15 protein-coding genes are annotated in these 17,694 nt (G+C 40.5%); 8 read left to right on the top strand and 7 right to left on the bottom strand.

Annotation, left to right across the window (positions count from 1 at the left end; translation table 11 throughout):
* Positions 1–315 precede the first annotated feature (315 nt).
* Positions 316–2,112: a sigma-54 interaction domain-containing protein gene (locus tag QZ995_RS18050; RefSeq protein ID WP_301809669.1), complete on the bottom strand. Its 1,797-nt coding sequence runs from the start codon at positions 2,110–2,112 to the stop codon at positions 316–318.
* A gap of 261 nt (positions 2,113–2,373) precedes the next feature.
* On the opposite strand from QZ995_RS18050, the gene QZ995_RS18045 reads away from it, so the two are divergent.
* Together QZ995_RS18045 and QZ995_RS18040 are read left to right on the top strand one after the other, a co-directional pair.
* Positions 2,374–3,294, top strand: a complete 921-nt coding sequence (locus QZ995_RS18045) for a proline dehydrogenase (protein WP_301809666.1) — start codon at positions 2,374–2,376, stop codon at positions 3,292–3,294.
* A gap of 442 nt (positions 3,295–3,736) precedes the next feature.
* Entirely contained in the window at positions 3,737–3,937 is a 201-nt protein-coding gene (locus QZ995_RS18040) for a hypothetical protein (protein ID WP_003335469.1), read from the top strand.
* 144 nt (positions 3,938–4,081) lie between these two features.
* On the opposite strand, the gene QZ995_RS18035 is transcribed toward QZ995_RS18040, so the two are convergent.
* Positions 4,082–4,588, bottom strand: a complete 507-nt coding sequence (locus tag QZ995_RS18035) for a GNAT family N-acetyltransferase (RefSeq protein WP_301809595.1) — start codon at positions 4,586–4,588, stop codon at positions 4,082–4,084.
* Position 4,589: 1 nt separating this feature from the next.
* Positions 4,590–5,048, bottom strand: coding sequence for a DinB family protein (locus tag QZ995_RS18030; RefSeq protein WP_031411885.1), 459 nt, complete (start codon positions 5,046–5,048; stop codon positions 4,590–4,592).
* 153 nt (positions 5,049–5,201) lie between these two features.
* On the opposite strand from QZ995_RS18030, the gene QZ995_RS18025 reads away from it, so the two are divergent.
* From QZ995_RS18025 to QZ995_RS18015, 3 genes are all read left to right on the top strand, one after another.
* Positions 5,202–5,621, top strand: a complete 420-nt coding sequence (locus QZ995_RS18025) for an acyl-CoA thioesterase (protein WP_366919710.1) — start codon at positions 5,202–5,204, stop codon at positions 5,619–5,621.
* 212 nt (positions 5,622–5,833) lie between these two features.
* Entirely contained in the window at positions 5,834–7,207 is a 1,374-nt protein-coding gene (locus tag QZ995_RS18020; RefSeq protein ID WP_301809591.1) for an MDR family MFS transporter, read from the top strand.
* Between the two features lie 183 nt (positions 7,208–7,390).
* Positions 7,391–8,113, top strand: a complete 723-nt coding sequence (locus QZ995_RS18015) for an aspartate/glutamate racemase family protein (protein ID WP_301809589.1) — start codon at positions 7,391–7,393, stop codon at positions 8,111–8,113.
* A gap of 228 nt (positions 8,114–8,341) precedes the next feature.
* On the opposite strand, the gene QZ995_RS18010 is transcribed toward QZ995_RS18015, so the two are convergent.
* The gene (locus QZ995_RS18010) at positions 8,342–9,250 is read right to left on the bottom strand and encodes a DMT family transporter (RefSeq protein ID WP_301809587.1); all 909 of its coding nucleotides are present in this window, start codon (positions 9,248–9,250) and stop codon (positions 8,342–8,344) included.
* A gap of 898 nt (positions 9,251–10,148) precedes the next feature.
* On the opposite strand from QZ995_RS18010, the gene QZ995_RS18005 reads away from it, so the two are divergent.
* Positions 10,149–10,748, top strand: a complete 600-nt coding sequence (locus tag QZ995_RS18005) for an EGFR-like transmembrane domain-containing protein (RefSeq protein ID WP_301809585.1) — start codon at positions 10,149–10,151, stop codon at positions 10,746–10,748.
* A gap of 106 nt (positions 10,749–10,854) precedes the next feature.
* On the opposite strand, the gene QZ995_RS18000 is transcribed toward QZ995_RS18005, so the two are convergent.
* The gene (locus QZ995_RS18000) at positions 10,855–12,486 is read right to left on the bottom strand and encodes a formate--tetrahydrofolate ligase (protein ID WP_301809583.1); all 1,632 of its coding nucleotides are present in this window, start codon (positions 12,484–12,486) and stop codon (positions 10,855–10,857) included.
* A gap of 324 nt (positions 12,487–12,810) precedes the next feature.
* Between QZ995_RS18000 and QZ995_RS17995 the strand changes: the two genes are divergently transcribed.
* Together QZ995_RS17995 and QZ995_RS17990 are read left to right on the top strand one after the other, a co-directional pair.
* On the top strand, positions 12,811–13,170 hold the full coding sequence (locus QZ995_RS17995) for a GIY-YIG nuclease family protein (protein ID WP_301809580.1): 360 nt from the start codon (positions 12,811–12,813) through the stop codon (positions 13,168–13,170).
* Positions 13,171–13,361: 191 nt separating this feature from the next.
* Entirely contained in the window at positions 13,362–14,633 is a 1,272-nt protein-coding gene (locus QZ995_RS17990; RefSeq protein WP_301809578.1) for an MFS transporter, read from the top strand.
* 220 nt (positions 14,634–14,853) lie between these two features.
* On the opposite strand, the gene QZ995_RS17985 is transcribed toward QZ995_RS17990, so the two are convergent.
* Positions 14,854–16,392, bottom strand: coding sequence for an ABC-F family ATP-binding cassette domain-containing protein (locus tag QZ995_RS17985; RefSeq protein WP_301809575.1), 1,539 nt, complete (start codon positions 16,390–16,392; stop codon positions 14,854–14,856).
* 339 nt (positions 16,393–16,731) lie between these two features.
* Positions 16,732–17,694: an RluA family pseudouridine synthase gene (locus QZ995_RS17980; RefSeq protein ID WP_301809571.1), complete on the bottom strand. Its 963-nt coding sequence runs from the start codon at positions 17,692–17,694 to the stop codon at positions 16,732–16,734.

Raw genomic sequence — 17,694 nt, 5'->3', positions numbered from 1 at the left:
GCTTTATGACCTCTATCTTGCTTGAGTGAAGGAGACGGTACGTCACTTTGGTCGGTAACATCTATTATTCGTCTATGAATGAAGCACCCGGGCGTATGAGGATGGTACAGTCGATAAGTAGCGCCGTTTGGAAAATTGCTTCCGCTTTAGGGAGGAGGCTTGGTAGCGTTGGCGGCCCAAGCCTCGCTTTTACTTTGTGGCAGCATGCTAGCCCTTTTCAAGGATAGGTGCTGTGATCCTGCAACGTCACCTTTTGCTACAAAACAGGCAAAGTGTGGAACGAGACATAAATGTGTCTTAGAGTAAGTGACGATGTTATTGTTTGATTGATTCCTCTACAAGCCCATACCTTCTCATTTTGTTATAAAGCGTACCGCGTGACATTCCTAATAGCTCCGCGGCCGCTTTTTTATTTCCATAAGTGCGTTCTAATGCCTGTAATATTTTTGTTTTTTCCATATCGCTCCCCCTTTCCAACCGAGCTGGTACATATTCGCTGTGCAAGCCATATATCTCAGATGGAGTCTGTTTGCTGGCAGACGGAGATACAGTGGCTGCTATATATGCTGAAGACAGCTCTGCAGGTGATGAACTACTGGATTTGGGCGGATGATCCGAATTACGTTCATGAGCGTTCTTTAATGCGGCAGGAAGATGCTCCCAAGTAATGACTCCATTTTCTTGTAAAATTGATAAACGCTCAATGATGTTGCGGAGCTGACGAATGTTTCCGGGCCACTGGTAGTCAAGGAGTGCTTGCATCACATCTGGCATAATGCGGGGCACTGCCTGATTATTAGCAAGAGAATATTCATGCAGGAAAATCGGAACCAATTCTAAAATATCCTCTGAACGTTCCCGCAACGATGGAAGCTCTAACGAAAAAACATTTAATCGATAATATAAATCCTCACGAAAACGTCCCTCCGCCACCATTTTTTCTAGGTTTTTGTTTGTAGCCGCAATGATTCGTGTATTCACATAAATCGGTTCTGTTCCACCGACACGATAGAATTGTCGCTCCTGTAGGGCACGTAATAACTTCGCTTGCAACTCTAGCGGTAATTCCCCAATCTCGTCTAAAAAAAGCGTACCTTCATGAGCCAGCTCAATCTTGCCAGGTTTCCCTTTTCGCTCGGCTCCCGTAAAAGCTCCCCCCTGATAGCCAAAAAGCTCGCTTTCAAATAAGGCGGCTGGAATGGCTGCGCAGTTAATGGCTACAAAGGACTTTTTACTGCGTTTACTTACCTGATGAATAGCCTGAGCAAATAGTTCCTTACCCACTCCGCTTTCTCCATATATAAGGACGGTAGCATCGGTTACGGCGACCTTCCGGGCTGTCTGCACAGCTGTTTGTAAAGCAGGCGAATGTCCCTTGATAGGGAAAAAAGGATCAGTGGTAGCTTGATAGCGAGTCATTTCCTGCTGCAAATTGTGTAAGTGCTCTGTTGTATTAGTTAATTCCTCATGCAGCCTGACTAATTCAGTAATGTCCTGCTCAATGGAGATGGCTCCAATAATCTCTGATGATTGAATAATTGGGGCCGAGTTAATCAGAACGTGTTGATTAGGGCGCGGGATATGGTAGAGCCTTTGGACAGCCGATCCCTCTGATAATGCAACCTTTAATCGAATAGATTCGCTAGCAAAATGGTTATCCAGCGAAGTACCCACAACATCTTCTTTTTTGATCTGATACATCTTTTCTGCTGCCGGATTCCAATAAACAACCTGATTAAAAGAGTCTACAATGGTGGTTGCCTCGCTCATAGTCGACAATAAAGTATGAAGGAGTGCTTCTTGATTGCTAGCGACAGTGCCAATGATCTCAAATAATTGTCTAAAGGGCAGGTAGCCAATAGACTTGCCGTCTGCGGAATCCAACACAAGGAGCTTTGAATGAAAAGCTGGAGCTGTTGAGTGCGAAAGAAAGCTAGATGCACATAAAAAGGCCTGCCATAGCGTATGTGAACTAGGAATGGCGCAATATTCAGGCAAGTAAGAATGCATTACATCCCCAGCAACGTTAGATTGACTTGTCATATCCTCTGAGAAAGAAAGCGGTAACATACAATCTGTTACCTTCATTTGTAAAGAGAAGAAGGATTTCATGGGATCACCTGTGCTGTTTGACATTATGATTGATGCTTTCACAAAAAGGACACTCTTTAATCATTAGTGTACATGATTTTGAACAAAAGTGTACATAAATGTCAAAATACTATGTGTTTTCATACGACGGGACATTAGAAAGGTTAGAAATTGACGATTTCATGAGATTTTTCCCGAATTTGCTCGATTGGCACGATGCTTGCTTTGTATATAAAGCAGAAAGTAAATATACAGGTAAAGCAGTTTGAGGGGGATGTAATGATGGAACAAATCTTAAAGAACTTTTTCTTATTCCTTTCTAAAAATCAGGGATTAAATAAAGCGGCAAAGAAATGGGGGCTTCGTTTTGGCGCGAGACGAGTAGTGGCGGGAGAAACAATCGCAGAAGCCATTCGTGGTGTCCGTGAATTAAATCAAAAAGGGCTGGTTTGCACCCTAGATCATCTTGGAGAGTTTGTGTTTAGCGTAGAAGAGGCCAATGAATCCGCTGATTATTGCATGAAAACGATAGAAGCCATTTATGAATCTAAAGTGGACTGTAATCTTTCGCTTAAAATGACACAGTTGGGCTTGGACATTAGCCGTGACCTATGTGTAAGCAACATGCGCCGAATTTTAGATACAGCCAAGCAATGTGGGAATATTTTTGTGCGCATTGATATGGAGGACTATGCTCACAATCAAGTGACCTTGGAAATCCTGCATGAATTATTACAGGATTATGATAATGTTGGTACTGTTATTCAAGCATATCTCTATAAATCAGAGAATGATGTGGAGAGTGTAAAAGATAAAAAGGTTAACCTGCGTTTGGTAAAGGGTGCTTATAAGGAATCATCAGAGGTGGCGTATCCAGCAAAAGCAGACGTTGATGAGAATTACAAGAAAATTATTAAGCAGCATCTCCAAAATGGTAATTATGCAGCGATTGCAACACATGATGATGCCATTATTGCCTATGTGAAGCAATTAGAAAAGGAGATGGGTTTTTCGCGGGATCAATTTGAATTTCAAATGCTGTATGGTATCCGTCCACAGTCCCAGCTAGATTTGGCAAAAGAGGGCTATAAAATGCGTGTGTACGTTCCGTATGGCAATGATTGGTACGGGTATTTCATGCGTCGTTTGGCAGAGCGTCCAGCCAATGTAGCATTTGTAATCAAGGGCCTATTTAGTCGTTAATTACGCAAGACATGATAACTACAGGGATGTAATATGATGTAAAAGCCAAGTTTTTTGCATGGAGATGAAAGCGGGTACAGTTTAACCGTTGTCTATGTTGGAAGCTTGGTTTATTTTATTTTCCGTGTTGATGCTAAAAGATCGTATCTTCCATTAGATGGCACATGAAGTTAGTCATCAATTCTGATATGCTTATATCACATCTTTTGATGGATTATCGGGAGCTATTAACAAATCCTGGAGGAGTGCGATATAATAAGATTGGTTGTTCACGATGACTGAATCACTATTGGTTACCATGGTTCATAAGCTTCTGAGGTAAAATGATCAGAAGATACATAAACCAATTTTTTATAAGAAAATTGAAGTTTTTTAAAGCAGGAAAAATGGGGTATACATGTAGTATAATTATAATTATTCTAGTTGTGGGGAGAGAAACGAAATGGAGCTTACCGGTCAACGCTTGTTCGTATTATGGAGAACCTTTTCTCAACTTGATTTTCTACGTCAAATTAGAGGACGTGACATCCCGGATCAGTCTGTAAATGAATTAATTAACAAAGTGAAAAATTTAGATGAAGTGGAAGTATTACCGATTGATACGGAACAATTACGTGAAACGGTAATCAAGCTTCGTAAATAAATAAAAAGAAGGATGCTGAGGTTGTATCCTTTCTATTCTATTTCAGCATAGGATGTGCAGGCTATTTTCATCCCTTGTTAGAAAATGAATCATAGATGAAAAACCGGCCTCTCCTCAAACAGGAGAAGTCGGTTTTTCATTTAGTTACAGAAATTTTGCCATGCATAAGACCGGCTGCGTCAGCTTCCCTACTGAAGCAGTCACCTGCCGATACTGTTCGAAACCCAATTTTCCCCAAAAATCTAATGCGCGTTGATTGGAGGTAATGACACCGATATGTACGGTTTTCTTATCCAATGAGCGAAAATACTCTTCTATCATTAGATATGCTTTACTCCCGTATCCCTTGCCTTGATAGCTGGAATCTATCAGTAATAAACCAATCCAAGGTTTTTGGTCGTTTGGATTCTCCAACAGAATATGCGAGACACCAATGATTTTATCTTCATGCCGAATAGCCAGCCAATGACCGGATGGATATTGGTTCGCTTCCTCATATTCCCGGCTTAGTTCAGCGAGAGTTAATGTAGGTTCTCCGTTTGTAAGTACATTATAGTTCGGATTGCTGTTATATATTTCAACGACACGAGGCAGTTCCTGTTGCTCTAATGAATTGATCAGCAGCTGATCCTGATAAAAAGCTAGACTCATATTAGGCTTGCGCTCCGTATTTTTTGATCCAGCCGATTTGACCAGCGTGATATCCTTTATGATAAATTAATAGACCAAAGGCATCGCGCGGGGTCATGACACCAATGCGAGATTCGACTGGTTGATCCCAGTTTTCTTCGGGTAATAATTCCATTGATTGTAAGAGGAATTGGCTAGCACGTTCAGTGTAATCCATCAAGTCGTTTAGATTTACCCAGACTCCTGTGTCTGTAACCTTGCCTAAGGTAAAGGTGCCTTCTTCCTTAGCAGGCGTTTGGTTAAAAAACATCTGAGAAAAAGCGTACTCTACCTCAGCGATGTGCCTGATAAGAAAACCGATTGAATTAGTGGCAGGAGGAAGTTTCCACGATAGCTGTTCCTCACTGATTCCTTGCAATAAAGCTAGATAACGCTTTTGATGAGCAGCATGGTATTGTGGTGCTAATTCTTGAACAATCATGGGACACACCCTTCCTTAACGTATGGATACATAGCCTTGTCATTTATTATATGAGATAATTTTTGAAATTTCACGCAAGCAAAAAAGAAAAATGTTCAAGCCCTACAAGAATCGTATATAATCAAAAAAAGGGAAAATAAGGAGGCTACAGACATGGCACATACCTTTGTTTTTACGGTTCGTTCTACAGAAGTTGATTTTATTGGTCATGTGAACAACGCCAAATATTTGGAATATATGGAATGGGCTCGCTTTGACTGGTTAATCGCTGAGGGATATACTATAGAAGAGCTACAGAGACGGCATATTTTCCCGGTAGTTGTGAATATGAATGTCAATTATCGAAGTGAGCTTGTCATGGGTGATGAGATTACGATTCACACTACCTTGGTTAACGTAGGCAAACGGAGCTTTGTCATCAAGCACGAACTGCATCATGAGAAGAAGGGTTTGGTCGCAGATGGACTTGTTACAATGGTGATGATTGATCAGACAAAACGGCGTGCGGTTGAATTGCCAAATGAGTTAAAGGAGTTATTTCTTTCTATACAAAAAGAAGAATTAATACCCTAAGTAGTTGCTGCTACAAATTTGTTTCCTTTTAGGGGAATAATATTTGTGTGCTGTCTACCCTCCGCTATCGGGGGGTTATTTCTTTTCATACGAAAACAATGAAGGAGGGTGAGCTGGAAAGAAACGATTGACAATTATCTTTTTGTGAAACATAATCAACTATTATGTATAGAAAATATCAATTACGTTTAGGAAGAAAAAGGAGTACAAATATGGTACGTTCTAAAAGAAGCATCCTGACCGCATTGATGGTAACGACATTTTTAACAGCCATTGATACGACTGTAGTAACAACGGCAATGCCTGCCATCGCAAATGATTTGGGACAAACAACCCTCATTTCCTGGGTATTTTCCATCTATTTGTTAACAACGGCTGTTACAACACCCATTTATGGAAAGCTAGCTGATTTGTTTGGACGAAAAAAAATCTTCTTATTTGGCACGACTGTTTTTTTAACAGGTTCATTTTTATGCGGCTTGTCTAGCTCTATGACACAGCTCATGCTATACCGAGGCATTCAGGGCTTGGGAGCGGGAGCTGTTCAACCGATCACTATGACAATTATTGGTGATTTGTTCACACAGGAAGAACGTGCTAAATTGATGGGACTATTTAGTGCGGTATGGGGAGTAGCAGCAATCGTAGGGCCTGTAATTGGCGGTTTTTTCGTAGATTATGTGGCTTGGGAATGGATTTTTTATATTAATATTCCTATTGGACTTGTTAGCATCTTTATGATTTCAAAACATTTCAAGGAAGAGCTTACTCCTAAAACGGTTCATATCGATTATTGGGGAGCATTATTTTTCACTGGCAGTTTAGTTTCGTTCCTGTACACACTCTTAGCAGAGGGTGAGGGACAAGGGATTACTTTTAATTCTACAACGATATCCTTACTGATCGTCAGCCTTGTTCTATTTTGCATCTTTATTGCTATTGAAAGACGCGCACCAGAACCGATGCTTCCATTATCCTTATTTAAGCGTCGCTTAATTGCAACTTCGCAGGTTATTTCCGTTTTACATGGGGCTTTATTAATTGGTGTATCCGTTTATATGCCCAACTGGCTTATCAATATTGTCGGCTTATCCGCAACGCTCGCGGGGATTGTCGTTCTGCCATTATCTCTTGGCTGGCCATTGGCAGCTTCTGTAGGGGGACGTTATTACAGTCGCTTGGGGTATAAATGGCTGGTGGCAATTGGTGGAGTTTTCTTTTTGATTGGTCAACTTCTCCTATCATTCCTTACGCCAGCAACATCTGTGTTCTATATTGGCTTCTTAATGTTTATTCTGGGGCTGGGCTTTGGGCTGACAATGACTGCTATCACAATTGCAGTACAAAGTAGCGTCGTTTGGCGTCAGCGTGGTGTCGCGACCAGTTCCGTACAATTCATGAGAACGATGGGACAAACTGTAGGAATTACTATGTTTGGTGCTGTATTTAATATGTATTTATTACAAGGACATATGGAAACCGGTTTGGTCAAGGTTTTCCATGCTTTGTTTGTAACAGCGATTATTGGGATGTTTGCAACGATTCTATTGCCGAAAAAAGCAGAGCAAGTAGAAGAAGAGCACTAATTTAAAAAAGCAAGATCAATAAAAAGGTGATCCCTGCCTTTCATGATCTTGCTTTTTTCTATGTAAATGGGCTTGTTTTGGTGCTGATCATGCTTGTGTGCTGTCTTATTATCTTGTCATCCCCACGGCTTCATGATAGACTTGTAAAAATCTATCAAAAACAGGGAAGAAGGAGAATACAGCATGAAAACAATCGGTCTGTTAGGCGGTATGAGCTGGGAATCTACTACTGAATACTATAAGCATATCAACCAGATGGTTAATCAACGAGTCGGAGCTCTTGCATCCGCAAAGTGTTTTGTATACTCTGTTAATTTTGAAGAGATTGTTCAGTGTCAAAAAGAAGGACGTTGGGACGATGCTGCGGCTATATTAGGTCAAGCAGCACAGCATCTCGAGAAGGCTGGGGCAGAATGTCTGCTAGTTTGCACCAATACCATGCATAAAATTGCCAAACAAATTTCTGGCCACATTACCATCCCCTTTATACATATCGCAGATGCCACAGCAGAAAAGATTCGGGAACAAAAGCTGCGAAAAATAGGATTGCTGGGTACGAAGTTTACGATGGAGCAGGACTTTTTTATTGAAAAGATGAAAGACCACGGCATCGAGATTATTGTACCAGAGGAGAAAGAGCGAGATGTTGTTCATCAGGTGATTTTTGACGAGCTTTGCAAAGGGATCATTACCAGCACATCACGTCAAGCTTATCGGGACATTATGGATTCCTTAGTGAAAGCCGGAGCAGAGGGAATTATCCTTGGGTGTACGGAAATTACCTTGTTAGTGGCTTCAGAGGATGCGGCTGTTCCATTATTTGATACCACACGGATACACGCGGAAAAAGCAGTTGATTTTGCGTTATCGCTGGTGGATAATGAACAGATTTACCAACAGCGATAATGGTACCGGTATTAGTTTCAAGTGTAGCAAGCGTATTGTAATGTAAGATCATGATTGATCCTTAAACAGTGAAATAGGGAAGACTAGGTATGCGCTGGATATTTGGTTGTATTGTTTACTTCTACGTTAATCATAAGTGACAAGGTAAAAAAAGACCTCCCTTTTGTAAAACTGGGGAGGTCTTTTAAGCATATGATTACTGACAACGATCTATGCAGTATTATGAGATTACCTTTCAGATTTGGTAAGCTTTTTTAAAGATAAGGAAATATTTTGAAAGCGTGTGAAGAAAAAACATCCTAAAATGACAATTAAACTCCCGTACACCTGAGTCCAGGTCATCTGCTCATTTAGCAGCAACAAGGCTAATAACGCCGTAAAAATGGGATTAAAGTTCAGAAACATCCCTGCCGCGGTCCCGCCAAGCTGCTTAACCCCCATGTTCCAAAGCACCATGCTAATAACAGTCGCAAATACACTGATATACAATGTGCCCCAAATAAACTCAGCATTAAGATTAGTGATTGTAAAGCTGCTGATATTGAAGGGCAACAGCATCAAGACCCCGAAGAATCCAGAATACAAAGTGGACATTAGTGCAGAAACATCGCGCATAGCCCATCTCCCCGCTACGGAATAGAGCCCCCAGGTAGCTACAGCGGCTAGCATCAAAAGATCTCCAGAATTAAAGCGGAGTGACAACAAGGCATGCCATTCTCCTTTAGATAGCACCAGTAGAACCCCTGCAAAACACAGAATCATTGAGCCAATCTGCAAAGCCTTCATTTTCTCCCTTAATAAAAGAAAAGAAAAGATAGCAATTGAGATAGGGTTAAGTGTAGAGAGTAAGCCGACATTTGTTGCAGCAGTACGTTCTAGGGCCCAGAACATAAATAAATTAAATAAGACCACGCCAGTAGCTCCCATCAGGATGAGCGGTAAAATCGCCCTGCGAGGCGGTAGGAGGCGTTTTTCTGCCAGGTAGACTACAGGAATTAATACAATAACGGCAATCATATAACGTAGATTGGTTAAGGTCATGGAGGATGCATGATTGACCAAAAACTTACCCACTACAAAATTGCCACTCCACAGAAAGCTTGTAAAAAGTAATAGAGCGACATACATCGGTTTCATCTGCGTGATCTCCTTTTATCTATACTCCTATCTTGGTCTAGGTCTTTATGATAACATAGCTTGTTATTGGATACAGAGGAAACCTTTTGCGATTGAATCAGGAAGAGGGTATGCCTTTTGTCCAAAAAAGAGTAAAGCCGATGCTTCCTTATACATACAGGAAATCGGCTTTTTCTATGCAAAAATTGTTTAACTTATAAAATACGTGTTTTTATTGGCGGGCTCCACTAGAATTACTGTCGTCAATTCAAGGACTTTAGCTGCAGCAGAATTAATTTATCCTTAATTTCTTCAAAGCTTAAAGCGTCGTATTCGTGAAACAACAATGATTGAACCCCAATTTGGCGAAGATACGATGGAATCTGTATTGATCGGAAGTTCTATCTTATTAATTGGTGTGTTAACAGGACAACACACATTATCAAGACGTGTGAAACAAGAATAGTATCGGAGTGGTTGCTATTTTGCTTCTTTTTTTCCTAGATAAGTAAGAGTGACGGATTGACCGGTCTTTGTCGCTTTCATCCACTAGGTAAAAAAGAGGTTTAGCACCCTTCTAACCTTATATTTCTTTAAACTATATGTTCCTTTATTAAGAGGCATAACTAAGCCCAACTGATTTAATCGGATATTTTCCTAAAGTTCTGTATGATGAATTATAACAAGCAATAGTGAAACTCCTAACCTGACATGATATAATTTTCTTGTTTATACATATTTTTGTGAATATAGAGAATAAATGTATAATCTTTTTTAATAAATCTTGATCGTATTCCTATCCAGTAAAAATGAAGCGAGAGCAGGAAACGATATTTTATTGCTAAGCTAATAGCTTCAGCCAGCTAGAGTAAGAGAGAAAAATACTGTTTGCCAATCTTGACATCTTATTGCGAATGGAGTGCTATGCTTGTCTACTGCTGTAATCATGGGATTTATAGCCGTTTTTATTGTACTTATTGGCTTGCTTGTTTTTTTGATTGTCAGACAAAATCAATTACATAAGGCAGCAGAGAAACAGCTGCTTACTAGCTGTAAGGTTTGCCAAAAGCAGATTGCAGTAAAGGCTGAGATTTGTCCGCATTGCGGAAAACGGCTGAAAATGCCGCCAGTGATGGGGTGTCTTATTTTCCTTCTCATTTTGGGAGTGATAGGAGGAGCTGTAATTTTTGCGGTTAATTTTACCATGCCTGCAAATGTTACAAGTAAGCCAGCTGGTGTAGGTCGGTTATTTTGGGATGAATCGATAGCTATTTACAATATGCTAGATAGAAAGATCAGCTACAATACCGGCACAAACTCTGAGGAATCACAATTTATTCTTGATTATATAGGTAGATACGGTATCAATAATTTAACTCCTGATGAGCTTACCATTTATTCTTGTGTTTTGGATATTATTATGACTCATCAAGATCAACAGGAGGGAGACACCAATGTGATACATTCACAAAAATTTGAAGAAGCAAAGTCGAAGCTAAAGGATATTTTCGGAAAATGATTGTCTCAATATCAGATCAGGTTGCTCTTGATTTTTTTACAGGAAAATCCCCCTTTACATAACTAGATAAGCTATCCTTATCGTACTTAAAGGGGGGAGTGCATACCTACATTAATCCTGTTACTTGTCCATTCTTATCTAAGCGAATATGCTGAGCAGCAGGTACTTTTGGCAGTCCTGGCATGGTCAACACATTTCCCGTGAGAACCACGATAAATCCGGCGCCGGCCGAGAGTCGAATTTCACTTACATTTACTACGAAATCTGCAGGAGCTCCTAATAAACTGGCTTGATCTGAGAAGGAATAAGGTGTTTTAGCCATACAAACAGGCAAGTCTGACAACCCTAACTCTTCAATTTTACGTAACGTTTTCATGGCTGCTGGTGAGAAGGAAACATCAGAGCCGCGATAGATTTCTGTCACAATCGTTTTGATTTTATCTGTTATGGGTTTGTTTAAGTCATACAGTGGCTTATAGTGAGAAGGAGCTTCCTCCAGTACACTAACTAGCTTCTCAGCAAGTTCCACACCGCCAGCACCACCATCTGCCCACACATTTGATACTGCCACTTCGATACCGAGAGCCTGACATTTCTTTTTGACAAAAGCGACCTCTTCAGGAAAATCTGTCGCAAAATGATTAATTGCTGCTACCACAGGCACACCAAATTTTTGTAAGTTCTCGATGTGACGCTGCACGTTAGCAAAACCGGCTTCCAAAGCAGGCAGGTTGGCCTTTTGCAGCTCGTCTTTTGTTATACCTCCGTTATATTTAATTGCTTTTACAGTAATGACTAGTACAGCAGCCTGAGGTGTGAGGCCCGCTTTCCTGCATTTGATATCAAAGAATTTTTCAGCACCAAGATCAGCGCCAAATCCAGCTTCAGTAACTACATAATCGGCTAGCTTTAGAGCAAGTTTGGTACCAATTACACTGCTGCAGCCGTGAGCGATATTGGCAAAAGGTCCACCGTGCACAATGACAGGAGTTCCTTCGGTGGTTTGCACGAAGTTAGGCTTGATTGCTTCTTTTAACAGAACAGTCATAGCATCGATAGCTTCTAATTGCTTAGCTGTTACCGGCTTATCATCCAGGTCATAACCGATGATAATCTGACCCAGACGTTCTTTTAAATCTTCCAAACTTTCGCTTAAGCAAAGGATGGCCATGATCTCTGATGCTGTAGTGATCATGAAGCCGTCTTCACGAACTACGCCATTCGTATCGCCTAATCCAACTACAATATGGCGAAGTGAACGATCGTTCATATCAAGTGCTCGTTTCCAGACGATTTTGCTTGGATTAAGTCGTAGAGAATTATGTTGAAAAAGGTGATTATCAATAAGGGCAGATAATAAATTGTGCGCTGCTGTAATGGCATGAATATCGCCTGTAAAATGTAGATTGATTTCTTCTGCTGGCAGTATTTGAGCATTGCCGCTGCCTGTAGCTCCGCCTTTCATCCCCATGCATGGACCTAGCGAAGGCTCGCGTAAGGCGGCTATTGTTTTTTTGCCAATATGGTTTAGTGCCTGAGAGAGTCCAATAGTTGTCAGTGTTTTGCCTTCTCCAGCTGGTGTAGGATTCATGGCAGTCACTAACACTAATTTTCCATCTGGTTGATCCTTTCGTTTTTCCCATGCATCTAATGATAGCTTAGCCTTGTATTTCCCATACAGCTCCAGATCATCCTCCGTAATACCTACGTGATTTGCAACTTCTACAATCGGCTTCATATGCTACCTCCTGTTCCATTAGGTGATATGTCCATCCACACCATTATAGCTCCTCTGTAGGCAAGGAGAAAACGAAATTTACCAATAGAGGGAGAAGCAAAGTGTTTTTTCCCGCTATTAGACGGTTAAACTTGCTATGACAACAGTAAGCTGATGAAAAGGAGACGAATGAAAAGAAATAATGGGTAACATAAATCAATAATCACATTTAGTTATAGACAAAAACAGTTATTGTCTATTATTATATAAACAAATAAAATTCATGTTTGTTTTTAGTTGAATCATTTCTGTCAGCCATATCTTACACAGAAAGGAAAATTATTGATGTCTACAAGCAGAAAAGCGGAATTAAAACGCCAATACAAAGAAACAAAGCCAGTGGGAGGGGTATATCAAATTAAAAACATCCGCAATCAAAAAATATTTGTAGGAAGTACGCCTAATTTAAAGATGATGAACGGTAGGCTCTTTCAATTAAAAACAGGTACTCATCCAAATAAGCAGCTTCAGCAGGAATGGAATGAATATGGAGAGGAAGCTTTTATTTTTGAGGTTTTAGAGGAGCTAAAGGAAAAGACAGAGGGATACTTTGATGCTGCTGATGAATTAAACAAGCTGTACGAAAAGTGGTTAGTCAAGCTACAACCCTATGGGGAAGCGGGTTATCATAGCATAGCTCAATAGGAGCTGAAATGTAGTTTTTCGCTAATTTGAGTCCCCCAAGTAATAGGTACGTCTTCGCTTGAAGTTTTTTTAGCGGAGAAGGTCTTCTGTAGTTATACCACCAGCTTTTTACGAATAAAAATTTTCAACAGGGGAGAATGGAGATAGTAACCTGTGACTATCTCTTTCTTTTTTCAAAAATAGGGGGAAACATGGTGGAAACAATAAAACAACCGCATATTTTTTCACATACGTTTATACGCGTTATTCTTTTATCAGGGATTTTTCTGCAGATTGGTACATGGGTTCGTAATTTTGCTGTACTTCTCTACGTCATGGAGATTACAAATAATGACCCGTATGTCGTCTCTTTGATATCAGTGGCAGAGTTTGCCCCCATCTTTATTTTTTCATTTATTGGCGGGACATTTGCTGACCGCTGGAGACCAAAGCGGACAATGGTATGGTGCGACATATTAAGTGCCATTTCTGTGTTTTGTGTATTGGGAACGCTGATGTTTGGATCGTGGAAGGCTATTTTTTTCGTTACATTGTTTTCTGCGATTTTATCGCAATTCTCACAGCCGTCTGCCATGAAGCTGTTTAAACAGCATGTACCGGCTGAACAACTGCAGGCTGGAATGGCTATGTTTCAAACTCTGATAGCAATTTTTATGATTCTTGGTCCAGCGATTGGAACAATGATATACCAAAGCTTCGGCATTACAATTTCTATTGGCGTAACAGGGATTGCATTTTTATTATCGGCAGCAGTCCTGTATCAATTGCCAAAAGATCAGCGGCCAGAACAGAACCATGGTCAAACAAGCCTGCTCCAAGAAATGGGGGATGGCTTACGGTATGTATGGTCTAAATTTGTCTTACGCCGGTTAAGTATGTGTTTCATAGGAGTGGGTCTGGCTGTAGGTCTTATCCAGCCATTAGGTATTTTTGTAGTTGTAGAACAATTAGGATTACCGAAAGAGAACTTGCAATGGTTGTTCACAACGACGGGGGCAGCTATGCTCCTTGGAGGGGCAGTGGTAATGAGCCTTTCCAAAAAAATCTCACCACAAAAACTGTTGGCATTGGGGCTTTTGAGCAGTGCATTTTCCGTATTTGGTATTAGCCTTACGCAAAGCTTTTGGATCGTGTTGATCTTTCAATTTGTAAACGGGCTATTTTTCCCCTGTATTCAAATTGGGATTAATACCATGATTTTGTTTTCGTCTGAGCAAAAATTTGTTGGAAGGGTAAACGGAGTTCTCAGCCCCTTATTTTCAGGAATGATGGTCGTAACAATGAGCATAGCAGGGGTGGTTAAAGAGACCGTTTCTTTACAAGCAAGCTATCAAATTTCCGGATTATTATTCATAATAGCGGTCTGTGTAGTAATTCCTTTATTTAAAATGCAGTTGCAAAAACAAGCAGATACCAGCGAGACATTAGTAGAGCAAGAAGGGGGAGCGGAGAGTAATTCCTAACGGGAAGGCCCAAACGAAGTTAAAATTTTGCCATTTGAAGATGTGACATAGCAACTAATCTCAGTGCCGTATCTTCTTCAGCCGTTAATGTGGTATGAACGTTTACCTCATGGAGCGAAGCAAAAGTTGCGTGTAATGATCTAAGTCAAATAATTGGCAATCTTCAGCCTGAAAATATGAAAGGTTTCAACGGAGCGTACACTCCCGTTGAAACCTTTTTTTACGATTGGAACCAATTCTGTACTTGCCAGATTTGCGTAACCCAATCTTCATAAAACGCAGGCTCATGAGAAACTAGCAGTATTGTACCCTTATATTGTTTGAGTGCCTCTTTAAAAGCTTCTTTTGCCCCGGTATCCAAATGATTCGTCGGTTCATCTAAGACGAGTACGTTGCTGTTTGTTAGCATGAGCCCGCATAATCTGACCTTCGCTTGTTCCCCACCGCTCAATGAGCAGACCTTTTGCCGAATATGCTGTTCACTAAGACCGGATCTTGCTAGCTCCTGTCTTATTTCCTTTTGTGTTAAATCAGGCCGTAATGACCATACTTGCTCAAGTGGTGTTTGATTCGAGGCCGATTCTTCTTGTGAAAAATATGCTGGTTTTACTCGTTCCCCAATTCGTACGCTGCCACTTAACGGTTGCAGATACCCTAGTAATGTGCGAAGCATGGTAGATTTACCAATACCGTTATAGCCTACAATTGCGATTTTTTCACCGCGGGTCACTCGTAAATCAATTGGTCCCAATAAAGGTTCTGTATAGCCGATTTGTAAATTGCGCGCTTCTAAAATCTGACTGACTGGCTCCGAATGAATGTGAAACATAAAGCGCGGCTGCGCTGTTGAGGTCGGTTTCTTCAGACGAGCTATTTTTTCTAATGCCTTTTCACGACTCTTTGCTTGTTTAGCCTTGCGAACACGATTTTTTTCAATAAAATTCTCTAGCCTGGATATTTCCTTTTGTTGCCGTTCATATGCATCTTGTAATTGCTGTTTATTTTGGGCATAGCTTGTTAGAAAAAAATCATAGTTACCTGTATATCGTTTGATCGTCTGATGCTCTAAATGATAGATGGCAGTTGTGATTTCGTTGAGGAACCTCTGATCATGTGAGACCACAAGATAGGCATGCTTATAGCTTTTTAAATAATTGATAAGCCATGCTATATGTGCGTCATCAAGATAGTTTGTTGGCTCATCCAGTAACAAAGCATGGGGCTCTTCTAATAAAAGCTTTCCTAGCAATAGCTTTGTGCGTTGACCGCCGCTGAGCGTTTGCACATCGCGATCCATACCAAGCTCATAAATACCTAGTCCAGAAGCAATTTCTTCTATTTTGGCTTCTGTCTGATAAAAGTCAGAGAGATCCAGAATACTTTGCAACTCACCATAGCGAGCTAACAATTGTTCCAGGTTATTTTTAGGGGCAGACATTTCCTCTGTTAATCGAAGCAGCTTTTTTTCTATCTCATACAGATGGGCAAAAGCTCCTTGTAAATACTGCAAAATGGTTGTGCCAGCCTGTAAATCAATATGCTGCTGCAGGTAACCTTTTTTGAGATGAGAGAGCCACTTCACTGTCCCTGAATCAGGGAGGAGTTCCCCCGCTAAAATGCGAAGGAGAGTCGATTTTCCTGCTCCGTTGCTGCCAACAAGACCGGCATGCTCTCCTTGAAGTAGTCGAAAGCTTATATTTTGAAAGATAATGTTACCCCCATACATCTGTGTAACATTTTCAACCGCTAATATGCTCATTACGTATTCTCTCCTTAATCTTTCATATGGAAAGCCAACGAGAGAACAGCATGATAAAAACAATATTCAATTAGCTGAACATAAAAATGGGTAAGGCGAATATACCTTACCCACTACCCAATAATGTTAGTAAGAAAGGAATAAGATTTTTTATCTACTGTCCTCAGATTGGCTTATGAAAAATGGGCAGACTTCTCCCGTAGTAGCCTAATCTCTTAGAAGAACAGTCGATAAAATCATCATATCCTTTTCTACACCTCATTATCATTTTAGATTTTTATAACATTTACAGTATATGTAAATGTTTATTGGAATGTTAAGCAAATAGAACGGTTTTGCTTACTTTTCGTGTTGAGATTCCTTCTTAAATGGATGAAAAAAAGTCTTAGGAATATCTGTTTCAAAACGCAGCAGTTCGCCCGTACTAGGATGTACAAAGGATAAGACTCGTGCGTGTAGCCCTAATCGACCGATTGGCTTAGATTTGGCACCGTATTTCTTGTCACCTACTATAGGGTGTCCTATATCTTCCATGTGGACGCGGATTTGATTTTTCCGGCCTGTCTCCAGTTGGACTTCCAGCAAGGAGAAATTTCGATCAGACTGGAGCACTTTATAGTGAGTAATAGCATGCTGGCCATCATTTGGACGGTGACTGGAATACATTTTTAACGTACTACTTTCTTTTAGCCAGGATGAAATAGTTCCCTCTTGCTTTTTCACGTTACCTTCAACCAGGGCAACATACAAGCGTTCCTTGACACTGTCTTTCCAGGAATTTTGGAGTGCCTGTTGGACCCGTTCACTTTTAGCGAACATCATAACGCCAGATGTGTCTCGATCTAGGCGGTGCACAACGAAAATCCTATTTTGAGGATTCTCAAGACGAACATAAGCCATTAATTGACGATAAACAGTTAATTCCTTTTCTTGCGGTGAAGCAATTGATAGCAAGCCGGCTTCTTTTTGGACAACAATAACATCGGCATCTTCATATAAAATCTTGATACCAATCATTGGAGGTGTTTCCGAAACCTTCTTATTCTGTAGACAGACCGTTTGTCCAGGGTGCAATACATGATTATGGGTTGTCACAACTTTATCATTTACTAATACCTGACCACGTGTTAACAGGGACTTAATAGAGTTACGGCTGAGATTTGTAATATGCTGTAATAAAAACGGTAGTAATTCAGACGGTTCTTTTACCGTATATTGTTTGACTGGAGCCTGATTTTTACTGGTAAAATTCCTGTTGTTTTTCGCAAAGTGCTTTTTGGGGTGGTTCCTTCTATTATTCAT

Source organism: Brevibacillus laterosporus, assembly GCF_030489605.1.
GTDB classification, from domain to species: Bacteria; Bacillota; Bacilli; order Brevibacillales; family Brevibacillaceae; genus Brevibacillus_B; species Brevibacillus_B laterosporus_E.
Note: the sequence above shows the minus strand (reverse complement) of the source record. Positions and strands in the feature narration are given on the sequence as shown.